This is a genomic window from Tepidimonas alkaliphilus (genome assembly GCF_007556595.1).
Classification (GTDB): Bacteria; Pseudomonadota; Gammaproteobacteria; order Burkholderiales; family Burkholderiaceae_C; genus Tepidimonas; species Tepidimonas alkaliphila.
Genome location: NZ_VJNB01000002.1, coordinates 245,118 through 261,876, shown reverse-complemented (window position 1 = coordinate 261,876; position 16,759 = coordinate 245,118). Strand labels below are relative to the sequence as shown.

General features: G+C 73.3%; 13 protein-coding genes. 7 read left to right on the top strand and 6 right to left on the bottom strand.

Translation table 11 applies throughout. From position 1 onward, the window contains the following. Nucleotides 1–69 precede the first annotated feature (69 nt). From Talka_RS03325 to pdeM, 4 genes are read left to right on the top strand one after another with little or no spacing between them, the layout of a single operon-like run. The gene (locus tag Talka_RS03325) at nt 70–1,161 is read left to right on the top strand and encodes a ligase-associated DNA damage response exonuclease (RefSeq protein ID WP_143889686.1); all 1,092 of its coding nucleotides are present in this window, start codon (nt 70–72) and stop codon (nt 1,159–1,161) included. Next, nucleotides 1,158–2,843, top strand: a complete 1,686-nt coding sequence (locus tag Talka_RS03320) for an ATP-dependent DNA ligase (protein WP_143889685.1) — start codon at nt 1,158–1,160, stop codon at nt 2,841–2,843. Before Talka_RS03325 ends, Talka_RS03320 begins: the two co-directional genes overlap by 4 nt. Then, on the top strand, nt 2,840–5,377 hold the full coding sequence (locus tag Talka_RS03315; RefSeq protein ID WP_185970043.1) for a ligase-associated DNA damage response DEXH box helicase: 2,538 nt from the start codon (nt 2,840–2,842) through the stop codon (nt 5,375–5,377). The genes Talka_RS03320 and Talka_RS03315 overlap by 4 nt, the downstream gene beginning before the upstream one ends. Then, complete coding sequence (gene pdeM, locus Talka_RS03310; protein ID WP_246100548.1) at nt 5,370–6,137, top strand: ligase-associated DNA damage response endonuclease PdeM; 768 nt, start codon at nt 5,370–5,372, stop codon at nt 6,135–6,137. The genes Talka_RS03315 and pdeM overlap by 8 nt, the downstream gene beginning before the upstream one ends. Here the strand turns inward: pdeM and Talka_RS03305 are convergent. Further along, on the bottom strand, nt 6,116–6,883 hold the full coding sequence (locus tag Talka_RS03305) for a hypothetical protein (RefSeq protein ID WP_143889684.1): 768 nt from the start codon (nt 6,881–6,883) through the stop codon (nt 6,116–6,118). The genes pdeM and Talka_RS03305 overlap by 22 nt on opposite strands. Beyond that, a complete protein-coding gene (locus Talka_RS03300) occupies nt 6,877–7,707 on the bottom strand; it encodes a biotin--[acetyl-CoA-carboxylase] ligase (RefSeq protein ID WP_143889767.1) in 831 nt (276 codons plus the stop codon). The genes Talka_RS03305 and Talka_RS03300 overlap by 7 nt, the downstream gene beginning before the upstream one ends. Before the next feature lie 114 nt (nt 7,708–7,821). Here Talka_RS03300 and Talka_RS03295 point away from each other — a divergent pair, with 114 nt between their 5' ends. The 3 genes from Talka_RS03295 (at nt 7,822) to tssL (ending at nt 12,243) form a co-directional block, all read left to right on the top strand. Next, a complete protein-coding gene (locus tag Talka_RS03295; RefSeq protein ID WP_246100547.1) occupies nt 7,822–10,479 on the top strand; it encodes a DNA topoisomerase III in 2,658 nt (885 codons plus the stop codon). An 84-nt stretch (nt 10,480–10,563) separates the two neighbouring features. Next, nucleotides 10,564–11,319: a flagellar motor protein PomA gene (pomA, locus tag Talka_RS03290; protein ID WP_143889683.1), complete on the top strand. Its 756-nt coding sequence runs from the start codon at nt 10,564–10,566 to the stop codon at nt 11,317–11,319. Between the two features lie 42 nt (nt 11,320–11,361). Further along, nucleotides 11,362–12,243, top strand: coding sequence for a type VI secretion system protein TssL, long form (gene tssL / locus Talka_RS03285; protein ID WP_143889682.1), 882 nt, complete (start codon nt 11,362–11,364; stop codon nt 12,241–12,243). Here tssL and Talka_RS03280 read toward each other — a convergent pair. The 4 genes from Talka_RS03280 to Talka_RS03265 all read right to left on the bottom strand — a co-directional run bounded on the left by Talka_RS03280 (nt 12,240) and on the right by Talka_RS03265 (nt 16,627). After that, nucleotides 12,240–13,826: an HDOD domain-containing protein gene (locus Talka_RS03280; protein WP_185970042.1), complete on the bottom strand. Its 1,587-nt coding sequence runs from the start codon at nt 13,824–13,826 to the stop codon at nt 12,240–12,242. The two genes, tssL and Talka_RS03280, sit on opposite strands and share 4 nt — an antisense overlap. Before the next feature lie 60 nt (nt 13,827–13,886). Then, the gene (locus Talka_RS03275; RefSeq protein WP_143889765.1) at nt 13,887–15,293 is read right to left on the bottom strand and encodes a sensor histidine kinase; all 1,407 of its coding nucleotides are present in this window, start codon (nt 15,291–15,293) and stop codon (nt 13,887–13,889) included. Between the two features lie 70 nt (nt 15,294–15,363). Next, nucleotides 15,364–16,038 (bottom strand): response regulator, encoded by a 675-nt coding sequence (locus Talka_RS03270; RefSeq protein ID WP_143889680.1) that lies wholly within the window; start codon nt 16,036–16,038, stop codon nt 15,364–15,366. Between the two features lie 46 nt (nt 16,039–16,084). Further along, nucleotides 16,085–16,627 (bottom strand): MarR family winged helix-turn-helix transcriptional regulator, encoded by a 543-nt coding sequence (locus Talka_RS03265; protein WP_143889679.1) that lies wholly within the window; start codon nt 16,625–16,627, stop codon nt 16,085–16,087. Nucleotides 16,628–16,759 lie beyond the last annotated feature (132 nt).

The window sequence follows — 16,759 nt, the reverse complement described above, 5'->3', positions numbered from 1 at the left end:
ATATTGTCGCTGAAGAAGGGTAACCCCAGCCCGCGGTGGCAGCCTGCTGGGCCTCTACACTGCGCGGCCATGACGCAGCGGCAGGCGTTGGTGACGGTGCGTCCCGAGGGGCTTTATTGCCCAGCGGGAGACTTCTACATCGATCCTTGGCGGCCCGTGGCGCGCGCGGTCATCACGCACGCGCACGCCGACCACGCGCGCCGCGGCCATGCGGCCTACCTGACGCACGAGCACTGCGCGCCGCTGCTGCGCGCCCGGCTCGGCGAGGACCTCGCGGTGCAGCCGCTGCGCTACGGCGAGGCGCTGAGGATCGGCGCGGTGCGCGTCTCGCTGCACCCCGCCGGGCACGTGCTCGGCTCGGCGCAGGTGCGGCTGGAGCACCGCGGCGAGGTCTGGGTCGTCTCCGGCGACTACAAGCTCGACGCCGACGGCGTCAGCGCCCCGTTCGAGCCGGTGCGCTGCCACACCTTCATCACCGAATCGACCTTCGGGCTGCCGATCTACCGCTGGCCCGACCCGAATGAGGAGCTGGCGCGGCTGCTCAGCTGGTGGCGGGGCCACGCCGAGGCCGGGCGCGTCAGCGTCGTCTATGCCTACGGCCTGGGCAAGGCGCAGCGGCTGCTGGCGGCGCTGGCCCGCGCCGGCTCGGCCTTGCCGGGGCCGATCCTGGTGCATCCGGCGGTGGAGCCCCTCAACGCCGTGCACCGGGCGCTGGGCGTGGCGCTGGCGCCGACGCAGCCGCTGACCGCCGCCACAGGCCGGGCGCAGGCCGCCGGGGCACTGGTGCTCGCGCCGCCGGCGGCGCAGGGCGGGCGCGCGCTGCGGCGCCTGGGCGAGCAGGCCGACGCGCACGTCAGCGGCTGGATGCTGGTGCGCGGCCAGCGCCGCCGCCGCGGGGTGGACGCGGGCTTCGTGCTGTCCGACCACGCCGACTGGCCGGCGCTGCTGCGCGCGATTGAGGCCAGCGGCGCCGGGTGCGTGCGGGTGACGCACGGCCACGTGATGCCGCTGGTGCGCCACCTGCAGGAGCAGGGCCTGGAGGCGCAGCCGCTGGCCACCGAGTTCGGCGGCGACGAGGCCGGGGACGACGGGGCAGCGCTGGCCCCGGAGGTTGCCCCGGCGCCAGCGTTCGACGGCAAGCCCGAGGAGGCGGCGGCATGAACGACTTCGCCGCCCTCTACGCGGCGCTGGACGCCACCACCTCGACGCAGGCGCGGCTGCAGGCGTTGCAGGCCTACTTCGCGCAGGCCGACGCGGCGGATGCCGCCTGGGCGGTGTATTTGCTGGCCGGCGGCAAGCCGCGCCAGGCGGTGCCGACGCGCGAGTTGAAGGCGCTGGCGCGCGAGGTGGCGGGGCTGCCCGAGTGGCTGTTCGACGAGTGCTACCAGGCGGTGGGCGACCTGGCCGAGACGGTGGCGCTGCTGCTGCCACCGCCGGTGCAGCCGCTGCAGCAGCCGCTGGCGGCGTGGATGGCCGAGGTGCGCGCGCTGCGCGGGCTGCCGCCCGAAGAACGCGCGGCCCGGCTGAAGGCGCAGTGGGCGCGCCTGCCGCAGGACCAGCGGCTGCTGCACGGCAAGCTGATCACCGGCGCGTTGCGCGTCGGCGTCTCGCGCCTGCTGGTGACGCAGGCGCTGGCGGCGCTGGCCGGCTTGCCGGCGGCGTTGGTGGCGCAGCGGCTGATCGGCTACACGCGCGCCGACGCCTGCCCCGGCGCGGACGACTGGCGCGCACTGGTGGCCCCGGCGGCGGCGCCGGCCGGCCTCGCCGTCGGCGTGCCGGACGCGCACCCGTATCCGTTCTTCCTTGCGCACGCGCTGCCGGCGGACGCGCAGGCCGCCGCGGCGCAGCTCGGGGCCGTGCCGGACTGGCTGGTCGAATGGAAGTGGGACGGCATCCGCGCGCAGCTGGTGCGCCGCGGCGGCGTGGCGCTGTGGTCGCGCGGCGAGGAGCTGATCACCGACCGCTTCCCGGAGCTGGCCGAGCTCGGCGCGCGGCTGCCGCCCGGCACCGTGCTGGACGGCGAGATCGTCGTCTGGCGCGACGGCGCGCCGCAGCCGTTTGCGGCGCTGCAGCGGCGGCTGGGCCGCCAGCGCGTCGGCACGGCGCTGCGGCGCGCGCTGCCGGTGGCGCTGCTGGCCTACGACCTGCTGGAGCAGGACGGCGCCGACCTGCGCACACGCCCGCAGCACGAACGCCGCGCGCGCCTGCAGGCGCTGGTGCAGGCGCTGGCCGACCCGCGCCTGCCGCTGAGCCCGGAGCTGGTGGCCCCGCCGGGGGCGGACTGGGCGTGGTTCGACGCCGAGCGCCGCCGCGCCCGCGCCGTCGGCGCCGAGGGGCTGATGCTGAAGCGCCGCGACGGCGCCTACGGCGTCGGGCGCACGCGCCGCGGCGGCCTGTGGTGGAAGTGGAAGGCCGACCCGTGGACGGTGGATGCGGTGCTGGTTTATGCGCAGCGCGGCCACGGGCGGCGCGCCGGGCTATTCTCGGACTACACGTTCGCGCTGTGGAGCCATCCGCCCGGCGATGCGCGCCGCCAGCTGGTGCCGTTTGCCAAGGCGTATTCGGGCCTGAGCGACGCGGAGCTGAGGCAGGTGGACGCCATCATCCGCCGCACCACGCGCGACAGCTTCGGCCCGGTGCGCGCGGTGGAGCCGACGCTGGTGTTCGAGCTCGGCTTCGAGGGGCTGGCGCGCAGCGCGCGCCACAAGAGCGGCGTGGCGGTGCGCTTTCCGCGCATCCTGCGCTGGCGCACCGACAAGCCGGTGGAGGAGGCCGACACGCTGGCGGCGCTGCACGCGCTGCTGGACGGTGCCGCAGGCGACGGCGCAGGGGAGGCGGCGTGAGCGCGCACGCCATCGACGCCGGGGCGCAGGACGTGGTGGCGCGCGCCGAGGCGTGGCTGCGCGCGCAGGGCTGGGCGCCGTTCGATTTCCAGCGCGCGGCCTGGCGCGCCATCGCCGCCGGGCAGAGTGGCCTGCTGCACGCCAGCACCGGCGCCGGCAAGACGTACGCGGTGTGGCTGGGTCTGCTGGCGCGCCACGGCGCGGCGCCGCCGCCGGTAGCCAGCGGCCCGCGGCTGCTGTGGATCACGCCGCTGCGGGCGCTGGCGGCCGACACCGCGCAGGCGCTGCAGGCGCCGCTGGCCATGCTCGCGCCCGGCTGGCGCCTCGCCGTGCGCACCGGCGATACGCCCACCGCCGAGCGCGCGCGCCAGCAGCGCCGCTCCCCCGAGGCGCTGGTGACGACGCCGGAGAGCCTGTCGCTGCTGCTGGCGCACGCCGACGCGCGGCAGCGGCTGGCCGGCGTGCAGGCGGTGGTGGTGGACGAGTGGCACGAGCTGCTCGGCGGCAAGCGCGGCGTGCAGGTGCAGCTGGCGCTGGCGCGGCTGCGGCGCTGGCAGCCGGCGCTGCAGGTCTGGGGCCTGTCGGCGACGCTGGCCAACCTGGAGGAAGCCCTGGCGGCGCTGGTCGGCCAGGCGCAGGCCGCCAGTGCCGCGCTGTTGCGCGCGGCGCTGCCGAAGACCCTCGTCGTCGATGCCCTGCTGCCGCCGGCGGTGGAGCGCTTCGCCTGGGCCGGGCGCCTTGGCGCGGCGATGGCGCCGCTCGTGGCCGCGGAGCTGGACGGCTGCGGCAGCGCGCTCGTCTTCACGAACACCCGCGCACAGACCGAGTGGTGGTATCAGGCGCTGCTGGAACTGCGCCCGCACTGGGCCGGCAGCCTCGCGCTGCACCACGGCTCGCTGGACGCTGGCGTGCGCCGCTGGGTGGAGGAGGGGCTGAAGCGCGGCGCGGTGCGCGTCGTGGTGTGCACCTCCAGCCTCGACTTGGGCGTCGATTTTGCGCCGGTGCAGCGCGTGCTGCAGATCGGCTCGCCCAAGGGCGTGGCACGGCTGTTGCAGCGCGCCGGGCGCAGCGGCCACGCGCCGGGGCGGCCATCGCGCCTGACGCTGGTGCCGACGCACGGGCTGGAGCTGGTGGAGGCCGCCGCGGCGCGGCACGCAGCGGCCGCCGGCCAGGTGGAGCCGCGCCGTCCGCCGCAGGCGCCGCTGGACGTGCTGGTGCAGCATCTGGTGACCGTGGCGCTGGGCGGCGGCTTCGAGCCTGACGACCTGCTGGCCGAGGTGCGCTCGACCCACGCCTACGCGGCGCTTTCAGACGACGACTGGCGCTGGTGCCTGGACTTCGTGCGCCGCGGCGGGCCGTCGCTGCAGGCGTATCCGCAGTATCGCCGCGTGGAGCCGGACGCGCACGGCGTCTGGCGCGTGCCGGATGCGCGGCTGGCGCGGCGGCACCGCTTGTCAATCGGCACCATCGTCGGCGATGCGCAGCTGGAGGTGCGCTTCCTCAACGGTCGGCGCCTCGGCCACGTCGAGGAGGGGTTCGTCGCACGGCTGCGCCCCGGCGACGTCTTCACGCTCGCCGGGCGCACGCTGGAGCTGGTGCGCTTGCGCGACCTGGTGGCCTGGGTGCGGCCAGCGGCGGCTTCTCGCGCGGCCATTCCGCGCTGGCAAGGCGGGCGCCTGCCGCTGTCCACCCTGCTGGCCGACGCGGTGCTCGAGCGTCTGCACGCCTGCGCGCAGGGGCGCGCCGACGACGACCCCGAGCTGCGCGCTGCCCAGCCGCTGCTGGCGCTGCAGGCGCGCTGGTCGGCGCTGCCGCAGCCGGGGCGGCTGGTGGCCGAGGCGCTGCGCGACCGCGACGGCCACCACCTGTTCCTCTATCCACTGGCCGGGCGCGACGTGCACCTGGCGCTGGGCGGCTGGCTGGCCTGGCAGCTCACGCAGCGCCAGCCGTGCACGGTGGCGCTGGCGGTCAACGACTGGGGGCTGGAGCTGCTGGTCAGCCAGCCCGTGGACTGGGCCGCCTGGCTGCCGCCGGCGCTGGAGCCGCCGCCGCCGGCGGCGTTGGCGGCGCAGCTGCTGGCCAGCCTCAACGCCGCCGAGCTGGCGCAGCGGCGCTTTCGCGAGATTGCGCGCGTGGCCGGGCTGCTGGAGCCGGACGCGCCGGGGCAGCGGCGTCGCGCGCGCGACCTGCAGGTCAGCGCCAGCCTGCTGTGGCAGGTTTTCACGCGCCACGACCCGGACAACCGCCTGCTGCGCCAGGCGCGCGACGAGGTGCTGGCGCAGGAGCTGGCGCTGGACGCCCTGCACGCCTGCCTGCAGCGGTTGCGCGGCTGGCGGCTGCAGCTGCGCCCGATCGCGCGGCCGACGCCGCTGGCGTTTCCGCTGGTGGTGGAGCGCCTGCGCGAGCGGCTCTCCAGCGAGACGCTGGCCGCGCGCCTGCAGCGCCTGGTGGCGCAGCTGGAGCGCGCCGCCGACGCCGAGGCGCGCCCGCGTCGCCGTGCCCGGTCAGGGGCGCCGGAGGGCCGCGGTGGCTGAGCCATACGAAGCCGACGCGCCGGCCGGCGCGCTGCGCGTGCGCGCCGCGCCCGACCCGGCGGCGGAACTGTGGCTGCTGCCGCAGCGCGCCGTCTGGTGGCCGCACGAGGCCACGCTGTTCGTCGCCGACGTGCACCTCGGCAAGGGCGCTGCGCTGCGCGCGGTGGGCGTGGCGGTGCCCAGCGGCAGCTCCGCCGGTGACCTCCAGCGGCTTGGCGCGCTGCTGCAGGGCCTGCGCGCGCGCCGGCTGGTGGTGCTGGGCGACTGGCTGCACGCGCGCGCCGGCCGCACCCCGGCGCTGCAGGCGGCGCTGCAGGCGTGGCGTCGGGCGCACGCCGGCGTGCGGATGGTGCTGGTGCGCGGCAACCACGACGACCGCGCCGGCGACCCGCCGCCCGAGCTCGGCATCGATGCGGTGGACGAGCCGTGGCCGCTCGGCCCGTGGCGCGCCTGCCACGCGCCGCCGCAAGGCAGCCAGCCGGATGCGGCCCCCGTGCTGTGCGGCCACGTGCACCCGGTGGCGGTGCTGCGCGGGCCGGGGCACGAGCGGCTGCGCCTGCCGTGCTTCGTGCTGCGGCGCGGTGCGCTGGTGCTGCCGGCGTTCGGCGCCTTTACCGGCGGCTGGGCGGTGCCGGCGGGCGCGGACGCGGCGCGCGCCGTGCTGGCCGACGGGCGCGTCTGGCCGCTGCCGCAGCGCTGGCCGGCGCCGTGGCAGCCGGTGGCGGCCGCCGACGAGCCTCAGGGGCAGGCCGCCAGTTGACGCGCCGCCGGGCCGAGCGCCTCGCGCAGCGCGGCGATCTCGGCGGCGGTCAGATCCGGCCAGCGCAGCGTCAGCAGTTCGCTCGCCGGCCGCTCGCGCACCACGCGCGCGTCGCGCACGCCGCGCTGCTGGGCCTCGGCCAGCGCCTTGCGCGCCGCCTCCTCGGTGGAGTAGGTGCCCAGCGCCACCCCAGGGCCGACGCCCGGCGCCTCCACCAAGCGCTGATCCAAGCCTGCCTGGCGCAGCGCCGCGCGCCGCGCCGCCAGCGCCGCCGGGTCGGCCAGCGGCCCAATGTAAACCAGCCAACGCGATGGCTGGCGGCTGACGCTTTCCGTGTGGCGACCCTGCAGGCCCGCCTGCGTTTCGGCGGCGCGGCGCAGCGCCTGCGCCTGCGCCGGCGGCAGCGCCGGCAGCTGCCAGCAACGCCGCGGTTCGCGGGAGGCGGCGCCGGCAGCTGCAGCCGTGGGCGCCAACGGCCAAGCCGCTTCCGCAGAGTCAACAGGGTCTGCGTCGGCGGCGACCGGGCCCTCAGCCGTAGGAGATGAGGCCTGCTGCGTGGGAGGAGGCTGCGTCGGCGCCCCAGGGGAATTGAGCAGCCGCAGCCGCTGCGGCTCGAGTTGCTGAGCCAGGCGCTCGGGCTCGCGCCGAGGTTCGTGCCTGCTCAGCCAAGGATCGAGCCAGCCTGCTTGCCAAGCCGCCAGCGCGGCGTTGGCCAGCAACAGCACGAGCACCAGCGCCCTTAGCATGGCCGCACGCTGACCTCGCCGGCCTGCACCGGCACGACGCGGCCATCGGCGGTGCGCAGACGCAGCGCACCGTCGGCGGTCACGCCGTCGGCCACGCCTTCACGCCCATCGCTGATGCGCACCCGCAGGCCGGCCAGCGCATCCAGCGCGCCATAGCTGGCCTGCCACGGCGCAAAGCCTTCGGTCTCAAAGCGGCGCACCGCTTGCACCAGCGCCGGCGCCAGCCGCGCCAGCCAGGTTCCTGCGTCCTCGGGCGGTTGCCCGCACGCGCGCGCGACCTCGTGCAGGCCGGCAGGGGGCAGCGCATCCAGCGGCGCTTGCGGCGGCAGCGCTGGCGTGGCCAGGTTAAGGCCGACGCCGATGACGGCGTAGCGGGCAGCCACGCCCGGCGCCGCGACGGTTTCGATCAGGATGCCGCCGAGCTTGCGTGCATGCCAGACGAGGTCGTTGGGCCACTTCAGCCGCACGTCGGGGGGAAGCGCCCGCGCCAAGGCCACGCCAGCCACCAAGGACAGGCCCGACCACTCGACGGGCTGCAGCGGCAGCCCGACCGAAAACGCCAGCGATCCCTGCGGCACCATGACCCAAGGCCGGCCATGGCGGCCTCGTCCCGCGCTTTGCGCCAGGGCCGCCAGCAACGCCGGTTGGCAAAGGCCTGTGCGCGCGCGGCGCAGCAGCTCGGCGTTGGTGGAATCGATGTGCGCCACCGTTTCAACATGCAGGTCTGGCAGCAGCGTCCTGAGCGTTTGTTGTGCCTGCACTGCGCCCGCGTGCAAGGCTTGCAGCGCGGCGACGTCGTCGGGGGCGGGGGGTGAAGTCCGCATCATTCGGAGCGAGCGCATCAAAGTTTGCTATGGTGTGAGGTCGCGCGCGAGCTGCCGCCGTGACGATGCGACGGCGGGCGCGCGCCCCACTGTGCAAGCATTGTAGAAACAAGCATGGATAGCCCCCCCATGGCCGGCAAAACGCTGGTGATCGCGGAAAAGCCCTCGGTGGCGCTCGACATCGTGCGGGCGCTGGCGCCCGTCTCGGGAAAGTTTGCGTCGCACGACGACTACCACGAAAACGAACGCTACATCGTGACCTCTGCCGTCGGGCATTTGCTGGAAATCGCCGCGCCCGAAGCCTACGAAGTCAAGCGTGGCAAATGGAGCCTGGTCAACCTGCCGGTCATTCCACCTTACTTTGACCTCAAGCCGCTGGACAAGACCAAGGGGCGGCTGCAAACCATCGTCAAGCTGGCGCGGCGCAAGGATGTGGCCGAGATCGTCAACGCTTGCGACGCCGGGCGCGAGGGCGAGCTGATCTTTCGCTTGATCGAGCAATACGCCGCCGGCACCGATCGGCACGGCCAGCCCAAGCCGCTGGGCAAGCCGATCAAGCGGCTGTGGCTGCAGTCCATGACGCCGCAGGCGATCCGCGAGGGCTTTGCGCAGCTGCGCAGCGACGAGCAGATGCGTCCGCTCGCGGATGCGGCGCGCAGCCGCTCGGAGGCCGACTGGCTGGTCGGCATCAACGGCACGCGCGCGATGACGGCCTTCAACAGCCGCGATGGGGGGTTCTTCCTCACCACCGTCGGGCGCGTGCAGACGCCGACGCTGGCCATCGTGGTGGAGCGCGAGGAGCAGATTCGGCGCTTCCGCGCGCGGCCTTACTGGGAGGTGCATGCGACGTTCGCCGCGCAGGCCGGCGCCTACCCTGGGCGCTGGTTCGACCCCGAGTTTCGCAAGCCTCAGGGCGAAGGCGCCGACGCCGAGCTGCGCGCCGAGCGGCTGTGGGACGAGGCGCGCGCCCAGGCCATCGTCGCCGCGGTGCAGGGCCGCCCCGGCGAGGTCAGCGAAGAGAGCAAGCCGGCCACGCAGTCCTGCGGGCTGCTGTATGACCTGACGACGCTGCAGCGCGAGGCCAACGCGCGCTACGGCTTTTCTGCCAAGACGACGCTGGCGCTGGCGCAAGCGCTCTACGAGAAGCACAAGGCGCTGACCTACCCGCGCACGGATGCGCGCGCGCTGCCGGGCGACTACCTCGGGCCGGTGCGGCAGGCGATGGAGGCGCTGGCCGGCAGCGAACTGGCCCACCTGGCGCCGTTTGCGCGCCAGGCGCTGCAGGAAGGCTGGGTGCGGCCAACGCGGCGCGTGTTCGACGACGCCAAGGTCAGCGACCACTTCGCCATCATCCCGACCGGCCAGCTGCCCAAGGGCCTCACCGAAGCGGAGCAGAAGCTCTACGACCTGGTGGTGCGCCGCTTCATCGCCGTGTTCTTCCCGCCGGCGGAGTTCCTCGTCACCACGCGCATCACGCGCGTGCGCGCCGAGGGCGAAGTGCACCACTTCAAGACCGAGGGCCGGGTGCTGGTCAAGCCGGGGTGGCTGGCGGTCTATGGGCGCGAGGCCGCCGCCGACGTCGAGGGCGCGCAGGCCGGCGACAAGGGCCAGCCGCTGGTGGCGGTGCAGCCCGGCGAGACCGTGCGCACCGAGGAGGCGCGGCTGGAGGCGCGCCAGACGCGCCCGCCGGCGCGCTACACCGAAGCCACGCTGCTGGCGGCGATGGAGGCCGCCGGCAAGCTGGTGGAGGACGAGGAGCTGCGCCTGGCGATGGCCGACAAGGGGCTGGGGACGCCCGCTACGCGCGCGGCCATCATCGAGGGCCTGCTGGAGGAAAAATACCTGGTGCGCGAGGGGCGCGAACTCGTGCCGACGCCCAAGGCCTTCCAGCTGATGACGCTGCTGCGCGGGCTGGGCGTGGAGGAGCTCTCGCGACCCGAGCTGACCGGCGAGTGGGAGCACAAGCTGGCGCAGATCGAGCGTGGCCAGCTGTCGCGGCAAGAGTTCATGCGCGAGATCGCGGCGATGACCGAGCGCATCGTCGCCAAGGCCAAAGCGTTCGACCGCGACAGCGTGCCGGGCGACTACGCGACGCTGCAGGCGCCGTGCCCGCAGTGCGGCGGCGTGGTCAAGGAAAACTACCACCGCTACGCCTGCGCCGGCGCCGATGGGCAGGGGGCGGGCTGCGGCTTTTCGCTGCCGAAGGCGCCCGGCGGGCGCATCTTGGCGCCCGAGGAGGCCGAGCGGCTGCTGCGCGAGCATCGCCTGGGGCCGCTGGAGGGTTTCCGCTCCAAGATGGGGCGGCCGTTCGCCGCCGAGCTGCGTCTCAAGCCCGAGGACGGCCAGTGGCGGCTGGCGTTCGACTTCGGCGACGAGCCGGCGCGGGACGAGGGCGGCGCGCCGGTGGACGTGGCCGCGCTGCCCTCGCTGGGCCCATGCCCGAAGTGCGGCAGCCCGGTGGTGCAACTGGGCAACCAGTATGTCTGCAGCCGCGCCGCGCCGGGCGCGCAGCCGGCCACGTGCGACTTCCGCAGCGCCACCACGATCCTGCAGCAGCCGGTGGCGCCCGAGCAGATGGAAAAGCTGCTGCGCGAGGGCCGCACCGACTGGCTGGAGGGGTTCGTCTCCAACCGCACGCGGCGCCGCTTCAAGGCGCGCCTGGTTTGGGACGCCCAAGCCGGCAAAGTGGGCTTTGAGTTCGAGCCGCGCGCGTCTGCCGCGCCTAGCCGTGCCAGCGCGGCGCGCAGCCGGGCGCGGCCTCCAGCCGGCTGAGGCGACCTGCCGCCCACGGTCACGAGGCTTGGGTAACATCGCGGCGCGGTTGGCGAAGCCAAAGCGTTTGCAGGAGAGCGGTTTGTGGATCTTGCCACCCTTTTGGGGCTGATCGGCGGCTTGCTGGTCGTGCTGGCGGCCATTTTGGTTGGCGGCTCGGCTGGCATGTTCATCGACGTGCCCTCGATCCTCATCGTGCTGGTCGGCTCGCTTTTTGTGGTGCTGATCAAGTTCTCGCTCAAGCAGTTTTTGTCGGCGGTTGGGGTGGCGGCCAAGGCGTTCAAATTTCGGCTGCCCGACACCCAGGCGCTGATCGACGAGGTCACCGAGATCGCCCGCATCGCGCGCAAGGAAGGCTTTTTGGCGCTGGACGGGCGCGACTATTCCACGCCGTTTTTGAAGCTTGGCATCCAGATGATGGTCGATGGCCATCCGCCGGAGGTGGTGCGCACGGTGCTGGAGCGCGAGCGGCTGCTGACGCTGGAGCGCCACAAGTGGGGCGCCAAAGTCTTCACGGCGCTGGGCGACGTTGCGCCGGCGATGGGCATGGTCGGCACGTTGGTGGGCCTGGTGCAAATGCTGTCCAACATGGATGACCCCAAAGCCATCGGCCCGGCCATGGCGGTGGCGTTGCTGACCACGCTCTACGGCGCGATCCTGGCCAACATGGTGGCCATCCCGATCGCCGACAAGCTCAACCTGCGCATGACCGAGGAGGCGCGCCAGCAGGCCATGCTGCTGGACGCCATCACCAGCATCCAAAACGGCGTCAACCCGCGCGTGGTGGAGACGCTGCTCAACAGCTACCTGCCGCCCAAGCTGCGCAAGGCCGAGGCCTGACGCCGCCCGACCCCGCGCCCTCCCGAACTCCGAGCCAAGGCGATGGACGACGAAGCCGACGAGTGCAAACCGGGCCTGCCGGCCTACATGGGCACATTTGCCGACCTGATGTCGCTGCTGATGTGCTTTTTCGTGCTGCTGCTGTCGTTCGCGGAGATGGATGCGACGAAGTTCAAGCAGATCGCCAAGTCGTTGGAAAAAGCCTTTGGCGTGCAGCGCCAGGTGCCGGCCGACCAGATCCCGATGGGCACGAGCCCCGTGTTCGACAAGTTCTCGCCCGGCAAGCCAGAGCCGACCGTGCTGGACGAGGTGCACCAGCAGACCAGCCAGCAGGATCCGCGCCTGGCCACCCACAGCGCCGAGGCGCTCAAGCAGGTGCAGCAAGCGCTGCAGCAGCTCATCGAGCGCAGCGCGCAGCAGCTGGCGCAGGCGCTGCAGCAAGAGCTCGGCAAGGGCCTGCTGCAGCTGGAGCAGGGCCACAAGCGGCTGGTCATCCGCATCGAGGAGCGGGGCTCGTTTCCGTCCGGCTCGGCTGAAGTCACGCCGGCGTTTCGCGACATGCTGCGCCGCATCGGCGAGGCGCTGTCGGCCATCCCCGGCCAGGTGGCGGTGGAGGGCCACACCGACGATGTGCCGATCCGCACCGCGCGCTTTCAGTCCAACTGGGATTTGTCGGCGGCGCGCGCCGCCGCGGTGGCCAACGCGCTGCTGGAGCAGAAGGCGGTGGAGCCGCAGCGGCTGCGCGTGGCCGGCTTTGCCGACACCCAGCCGCTGGCGCCCAACGACAGCGCCGAGCACCGCGCGCGCAACCGGCGCGTCGAAATCGTGATCGACTTGGCCGGCCCAGCAGCGCAATTCGAGACCGAGGCGCTCAAGCTGCTGGAGGCTGGCGGCGACCTGACGCGGCTAGGCTGGCGGCGCTAGCCTGCCGGCCCTTCGGCGGGCTGGCTGGCGCGGCGCTGCTGCAGCACCAGCAGCCGCGTCAGTTCGCGCGCGAAGTGTGGCGTGACCTGCTTGATGCCCTGGTATTGCGCATCGGTGAGCCCTTGCCCCCAGGTTCCCGCATCGGCCCACAGGACGCCAGCGGCGCGCCCGCGCACCGTCAGCGTAGCCAGCGCCACGCCGCCAGCGGGCAGCTCGCTGTCCAGCGGGCCGGGAAGTTGGGCGCGCGCGGTCGGCACTTGCGCCGGCGCCACGCGCAGGAAGGCGCCGGGTTGCCCCATCAGCCGCGCCAGCAGCGGCGCCTGCGCCAGCGGCACCTGCAGCCGGCGCGGCTGCACCGCAGCGCCGAAACCGTGCGCGGCGATGCAGACCAGCCGCCCGGGGTCGGTGGTGCGCATCAACAGCGCAAAGCGCGCCAGCCCGAGCGACTGTCGCAGCGTCAGCGCAAACGCCTGTAAGAACTCGGCCAGCGTGGCAAAGCGCCGCGTCTGGCACGCTTCGACGAAGTCGGCCAGCGGCAGCAACGGCGCTGTAGCCGGCGCAGCGGGCGCCGCGGGCGCCAGCTCGGAGGAAGGCTTGGGTCGGGTCGCCTCCGTGGGCGCTGCCGCGGCCGGCGTGGCGGCCTCCTCTTGTGGCGCGACGGCCAGTCGGCGCGCGGGGGGGCGCGCCCAAAACAGCCGCGCGGCTGGCGCACCGATCCACGCCGCCCACGTCAGGCCGCGGCTGGCCTCGGCGGCGTGTCGGTGCGCAAAGGCGATCGTATCGTCCAGCCGCCAGCCGCGCAGCGTCGCCAGCACGCGCAGCAGCAGCGCGGTGCGCGGGCCGTGCCAGTCGGCCATCGCCTCGCGCGCCAGCAGGAACCACAGCCGCGGCGCCAACGCGGGCTGGTGCAGCCAGCGGCCCAAGTCGGCGTCGGGGGCGGGCGGGTGCGTCTCGATCCAGGCCAGCCGAGCGGCGCGGCGCAGCAAGCCGGGATGGCAGCTCGGGGCGCGCGGCAACAGATCAGGGTCTTCCCAGCCCAGCTGGCACGCCAGCGCCTCATCCCATGTCGCCAGCGGCGCCCCCAGCCAGCGGCGCTCCAGCCACGCGCCGCGCTCGCCGGCGGCGGTGCGCTCCAGCCACGCTTGCGCGCGCGCGGGCTCGGCCAGGGCCCAAAACCACTGCGCGCAGCCGCAGCGCGCGGTGCGCCAATACACGCTGGCGTGATCGGCGCGCCGGTCTTGGCGCGCGCAAGCCTGCGCCCAGTGTGCGGCCAGCAGGCTGGTGGCCACCGCCTCGGCAAAGGCGAGGTGGCCCGGCGCGCGCGGATCCAAGCGCCGCGCCGCCGCCTGGCGAATCAGCGCTTGCGCGCGGCTGACGCCGAGCAGCCCGATTGCGTGCTCCACATGTTCGATGCGCTGCGCGCTGCGCAGCAAGCGCTGCGCCGCTGCGATCAAGCGCCAGCCAAGGGGAGGATCGCGATGCAGATGGGCGGCCAACGCCGCGCCGTCGGTTTCAGGGTCGAGCACGGCGGCCAGCGCTGCGTCATCCAGCAAAAGCGGCAGCGCGTGCGCTTCGGCGCGCATCAGCCAAGGCGGTGGCGCGACGGCTGTGGCAAGGTGGGACGCCGCAAGAGACATCGTCGTTTAGACCTCGCGCATCGATGCGGCTTGAAAGCGCACCGCCACTCGCAAGCCGGGGCGCTCTGGGCGCTCGGGGTTGGCATCTTCCATCGTCAGCGTCGCGCCATGCTGGCGCACGATTTCGTGCACGATGGCCAGCCCCAGTCCGGAGCCCTCGACGTTGGTGCCCAGCGTGCGGTAAAACGGGGCCAGCACCCGCTCGCGCTCCTGCGGCGCAATGCCGGGGCCATCGTCTTCGATTTGCAGCACCTGCACGCCGCCCCAGGGGTCGCTGAGCACGCGCACCGTGACCACGCCGCCCGAAGGGGTGTAGCGCAGGGCGTTGTCGATCAGGTTGCGCGCCAGCTCGGCCAGCAGCACCGCGTTGCCCCACAGCCGCAGCGGCGGCGCGCCGCGCAGGGTGGCCGGCGGCGGCAGCGTCTCAAAGCCCAGGTCGATGCCTTTGTCCAGCGCCAGCGGCACCAGGTCTTCCACCACCTCGCGCGCCACCGCGGTCAGGTCCACCGGCTCGCGCGGCAGCGCCTGCCCGGCGGCTTCGGCGCGCGCCAGCGCCAGCAGCTGGTTGACGGTGTGGGTGGCGCGCGCGCTGGAGGCGGCGATGTGCCGCAGCGTGCGCTCGATCTCATCGCCGCTGCCGCTCGGCAGTTGCTGCTGCGCCATTTCCGCCTGCAGCCGCAGCCCCGCCAGCGGGGTTTTCAGCTGGTGCGCCGCATCGGCCAAAAACCGCTTTTGGTTGGACAGCGTGACCGCCAGCCGCTGCAGCAGCTCGTTGATCGAGCCGACCAGCGGCGCCACTTCCTGCGGCACGTGGTGCAAATCGATTGGGCTGAGGTCGTCCGGGCGGCGCGAGCGGATGCGTCGCTCCAGCTCGCTGAGCGGCCGGATGCCGCGCACCAGCGCCAGCCACACCAGCAGCACCGCCAGCGGCAGGATGATGAACTGCGGCACCATCACACCCTTGATGATCTCGGTGGCGAGCTTGGAGCGCTTGCCGCGCGTCTCGCCCACCTGCACCAGCGCCAGCGGCTCGCGGCTGCCGCTTGGCGCCAGCCAGATGTAGGCCACGCGCACCTCTTCGTCGCGCACGCGATCGTCGCGCAACTGCACGCTGCCCAGACGGGTTGAAGGCTCGCGTTGCGGCGTTGGAAAGGCTGGGTCGCCGGCCACCAAGCGCCCTGCGGCGTCGCGCACCTGATAGAAGACCAGGTCGGTGTCGTCGGCGCGCAGCAGCTCACGCGCCTGCGGCGTCAGCGCAAACGTAACCCGCCCGCCTTCCACCGCGACGAACTGCGTCAGCGCCTGCAAGGTGAATTCCAACGCGCGGTCGTAAGGCCGATTGGCGATGCCTTGCGCCACATACCACGTCAGCCCCAGCGACAGCGGCCACAGCAACAGCAGCGGCGTCAGCATCCAATCGAGGATCTCGCCAAAGAGGCTAGGCTGCTCGCGCTGCAACAGCCCGCGCCAGCTGCCGCGCGGCTCACGAGGGGATCTTTTCAAGGCAATACCCCAGCCCGCGCACGGTGGCGATGCGGATCGGGCCGCGCTCGATCTTCTTGCGCAGACGGTGGATATACACCTCGATGGCGTTGTTGCTGACCTCCTCGCCCCATTCGCACAAGCGCTCGACCAGCTGCTCTTTGCTGACCAGCCGCCCAGCGCGTTGCAGCAGCACTTCCAGCAGGCTGAGCTCGCGCGCCGACAGCTCCACCATGCGGCCCTCCAGCGTGACCACGCGGCCAGCCAGGTCGTAGGTCAATGGGCCGTGTTGAATGAGGCTGGAGGCCGCCCCGTTGCCGCGGCGCACCAGCGCGCGCACGCGCGCTTGCAGCTCGGCCAACGCAAACGGCTTGGCCATGTAGTCGTCGGCTCCCAGATCGAGCCCGCGCACGCGGTCTTCCACGCTGTCGGCGGCCGTCAAAATCAAAACCGGCAGACGCGAGCCGCGCGCGCGCAGGCGCTTGAGCACCTCCAGCCCGCCAAGGCCCGGCAAGCCCAAATCCAAGATCAACAAATCGAAGCTGGCGTGCGCCAGCAGCGCAGCATCGGCGGCCTCGCCGCTGGCCACGTGATCCACCGCGGCGCCGGCGGCGCGCAACGTGCGTTGCAGCCCATCGGCCAGCACCTGATCGTCTTCGGCGATGAGGATGCGCATCGGGGGTCTCCTCGGCGCCAGCGCGCGCGGCAGCAGAGGGCGGCGTCTAGGGCGCACGATCGCGATGGCGAACATTGTAGGCACGCTGCGGGGGCACGCCCTCGTCGTTGCCGTCGGCATACGCTTCCAGCCCCAGCAGCACCACCGCCGCCACTTCGGGGCCGACGGTGGCGCGAAATTCCGCTTCAGCTTGCTCCACCGCGCGGCGAAACGCCTGCAGCCAATCCAGCCCGGTGGGGGTGAAGACGATGCGCCGCGCGCGGGCGTCGCGCGGATCCGGCTCGCGCCGCACCAGGCCCCAGGCGGCGCACTGATCGACCAGCTCGCCCATGGCCTGCTTGGTCATGCCGGCGCTGGCGGCCAGCTCACCCAGCCGCGCGCCGGCCAGCGGCAGGTGGCGCGTGATGTGCACGATGGCGGCGCTGATCTGCGCGCGCGCGGCCAGGTTCGACAGCGCCAGCGGCGCCTGCGGCGAATGCGCCATCAGCTCCAGCACGCGCGCGTCAAAGCGGCGCCGCGCATGACCGAGCAAGCGGCCCAGGTGCGTCAAGCGCCAGCGTTCTTCGGGGCCATACGCCAAAACCGTCATGGTCTTAATAGTAAGGTAAACTGACTAAAAAATTAAAGAAATTTTTTGGACAACGCGCTACACTGCGTCCACGCATCGACCGCGCGGACGCCGCCGGCGTCGCAGGGAGGGCGGTGCGAACCCCCGTTCAAC